Raw genomic sequence first — 3,065 nt, 5'->3', positions numbered from 1 at the left:
CTGAAACCCACACCCACCCTCCCACCCTCGGGGGGAAAGGGGGCCGTGTCGCCGCCGACGGTGCTGCGACCGCGACCTGGCGCGTGAACCGGTCACTCGGCAATTTCAGGAACTTCAGCACGCGCCCGTGAATAAGCCGAGTTCAAGCGAGTCAAATGCCCTGCCCCCGTTCTGTTGTACGGGAAGGCATGCTCCAGGTCCTCTTCTCCCTGCCACGGGAGGCGATACGGTGCGATGATGATCCCGTTCACCTCCAACCAGAACACGTTTGGAAACTTGGCTTGTCGGACCTGCAATCTCTCACCATCCTCATCAATCAGCGTCCGCAGCCGTTTTTCCAGGTACCTCCAGATCGCAAATCCGAAGAGAAGTCGGTCCCAACCATCATGGGGCTTGTACGCCTTCCGGCATGCGGCATAGGCATCATCCGCCCTTGCCACAAATTCGTCCCGCAAATCCTTGCCCACCAAGAAGCGCAGGGCTTGCTGTACTGCTCGCTGCTGCGGCATCGCACGACTCCGGGGTTGAGTTGATCTACACGAGCGATGCCAATTTACCGCTGGGTGGCCGGAGTGCGCAATAGCGATCAGTATTTTAAGTACGGGCGGGTTGAATTCGTTCGCCTCCACCAGCGCAACAGCGCGACGGAACCGGAGCAACTCCACTCGCCGGATCTGCCCCTGGCCGCTCACGGCTTCAGTGCCTCGTGCGCGAGATCTCGGAGGATCCAACTGCGTAGCCGCGCGAAGTCTTTCGCCCACCGCATGGCGTGCGCGTATGCGAGCTGCTCGGCCGTGCGAGCAGAGCCGATCGGTGCGCGCAGCTCACGCCAGTGACGCGCATACTAGCGCGCGAACTCGTCGTCGGACATAGCGGCGGCCTCGAGCGCGATCCGGACGGCCTTGCGTCGGCGCTCCTGGTGCTCGGCGAGCGCGACGATCTCCCGGGCGACCGGGTCCTCTAGGATCGTAGACATCCTCCCTCCTCACCCTGCGAAGTGGAAGAGCTTGTGGATTGCCCACGCGATCCACGCGATCCCCATGGCCGAGATCGCGAGTGCGACCACAACCACGATTGTTAATCCGCACGTGGTCCACGGGCGCTTGTCCTGCCGCTCCCGGCGCTCGGGGAATGCGCTCGAGATCGACGCGGTCCTGGTCATGATGTCAGCTCCTTGAATCGCGCGAGGAACTCGTCTTTCGCGGCTTGCGGTCCCCAGCCGACCGCGCGCAGCTTGGGGTTCGGCTCCGTCCAGTATCGCCAGCAAGCGGCCTCGAAATCGGTGATCCCGAGGAGATCTCGCGCCTCGACGCAGAGCATGTGTAGGTCCGCCTGCTTGACGTCCCACTCCATCATGGGAGTCAGTGGGATGTGGAAAGCATCAAGAACCGCCGCCTCGACCAGGATCTCGATGCGGCGATAGCCGTCCATGCCGTAGGCGTGTTTGAGCGGCCGGGCGACATCGCCGATGTACGCCTCGGCCGCGTCGTGGAGGAGGCCCCAGAGCGCGTGCCGCGGTTCGACGAGCTTGCTCACGTGGACGCAGTGTTCCGCGACGGAATAGAACCGGCGCGTGTGGCCGGTGAACCGGCAGATCTGCGAGAGCGCGTGGGCGATGTCCTCGATCCGCACGTCCTCGGGCGCCGGTGTCGTGAGGTAGAACCGCCCGCCCGTGTACGTGCGGATCCAGTCGCCGCGCTCCGGGTGCACCGCGGTGCTGCCGCTCAGATCGTGCATGCTGCCTCCCTAATCGGGGTGTGTGCCTCGCGGCGGTCACGCTTGTGCGGCGGCAGACACGGCAGGCCGGCCAGACGGAAGAACGTTTCCTCATCCGGTACCGGGATCTTCGTGGATGGGCTGACGTGTCCGCGGTAGAGCCCTCCACCCGAGTGGATTAGCCCCCGCTGCTGGAACTGGAGCATCGCCAGGTGCCCGAGGGTGGCCGGCCCCGTCCGGATCGCGAGCAGGCTGCCCCACTCGGCCGGCGGGTAGCAGAGGAACAGGTCGACGGCCACCTCATTGGTCGTGAACTGGACGTAGCGATGGCCGTCCTTGGTGAGCGTCCCCAGACGAGCGGCGCAGTTGCGGACCGGCTCGATCAACGCCTGCTCCCCGCCGAAGAGGTCCCCGGAGGTCTCCGGCTCGAGCAGAAATTCGAGATCGCGCACGTAGGGCCGTCGCCTCCTGAGCGAGCCGACCGCTTTGACCCGCCGGCACAGCGGCCGCAGCTCGCCGGCGATCCTCTCGGCCAGCCGGTAGGCGTCCGCAAAGGGGATCTTCTGACCGCTGCTCATCGTGCCGCCTCGTGTCCGTTGGGGACGAGGTCAGCCAACGGGTGGCGCACAACCGACCACCATTCATCGATATTCCGGAGCCGGTGGGCGCCATCCTCGGAGACGATTTCAGGGAACGACTCCCGGAACCGAGCGGCTTCCTCCGGATCGTCGATCCACCGGACCTGCTTCTCGATCACCTCTTCACGCCGCGCCCGCAGCCACGCCAGCGCTGCCGCTTCCGTGGCGAAGGCGTCCTCCGGGCGACCGTACTCGTAGTCGGTGCCCGAGGCTGCGACCCACACCTCGGTCAGGCTCTTGGAGCGGAGCTGCTCTTCGAGTTCCGTGATTTTTCTCTCCGCCGCGGCCAGCGGGTGTTTCGGGCACACCCGGACGTGCTCGTAGAGCGCCTGCTGCATTGTGGGCGCGGTGCTCTCTCGGGGGCCGTATCGGTGCCCGCAGTACACGCAGTTGATCCACATGCCCGATTGGAGGTCGTGCACCCACTGCGTCAGGCGCGCGATCTCGCCCCGCGCTTCCTCGAGCTGCCGCGCGACGTCGGCCCACGCGGCCTCGCGGCACGCGCAGCCGCGGTGATGGAGCGTGCATGTGGTCTCAGCCATTCCCGGCACCCTCCTTCCCGCCTGCGCCGCGTAGGCGGGGTGGCGCACGAGCGCCCCGTAGACCGTCATGAACTCGGTCTGCTCCTCGGCAATCGGGACCACGTGCGCCTGGAGCTCGGGCGCGACCATGCGCATGGGCTTCAGCGGCGTCACGGGGCACCTCCCACGC

6 protein-coding genes are annotated in these 3,065 nt (G+C 66.1%); all 6 read right to left on the bottom strand.

Going from position 1 to position 3,065, the window contains the following annotated elements:
- Positions 1–92 precede the first annotated feature (92 nt).
- Entirely contained in the window at positions 93–509 is a 417-nt protein-coding gene (locus VF167_00040) for a hypothetical protein (GenBank protein ID HEX6923788.1), read from the bottom strand.
- Positions 510–844: 335 nt separating this feature from the next.
- Positions 845–976 (bottom strand): hypothetical protein, encoded by a 132-nt coding sequence (locus tag VF167_00035; GenBank protein ID HEX6923787.1) that lies wholly within the window; start codon positions 974–976, stop codon positions 845–847.
- Positions 977–985: 9 nt separating this feature from the next.
- A complete protein-coding gene (locus VF167_00030; protein HEX6923786.1) occupies positions 986–1,162 on the bottom strand; it encodes a hypothetical protein in 177 nt (58 codons plus the stop codon).
- Positions 1,159–1,737 (bottom strand): hypothetical protein, encoded by a 579-nt coding sequence (locus VF167_00025; GenBank protein HEX6923785.1) that lies wholly within the window; start codon positions 1,735–1,737, stop codon positions 1,159–1,161. Before VF167_00025 ends, VF167_00030 begins: the two co-directional genes overlap by 4 nt.
- On the bottom strand, positions 1,725–2,294 hold the full coding sequence (locus VF167_00020) for a hypothetical protein (protein HEX6923784.1): 570 nt from the start codon (positions 2,292–2,294) through the stop codon (positions 1,725–1,727). The genes VF167_00025 and VF167_00020 overlap by 13 nt, the downstream gene beginning before the upstream one ends.
- Positions 2,291–3,065 (bottom strand): hypothetical protein (locus VF167_00015; protein ID HEX6923783.1); only part of this gene is annotated, 775 nt, incomplete at its 5' end. The genes VF167_00015 and VF167_00020, both read right to left, overlap by 4 nt.

The organism is Longimicrobiaceae bacterium, assembly GCA_036375715.1.
Taxonomy (GTDB): Bacteria; Gemmatimonadota; Gemmatimonadetes; order Longimicrobiales; family Longimicrobiaceae; genus DASVBS01.
Note: the sequence above shows the minus strand (reverse complement) of the source record. Positions and strands in the feature narration are given on the sequence as shown.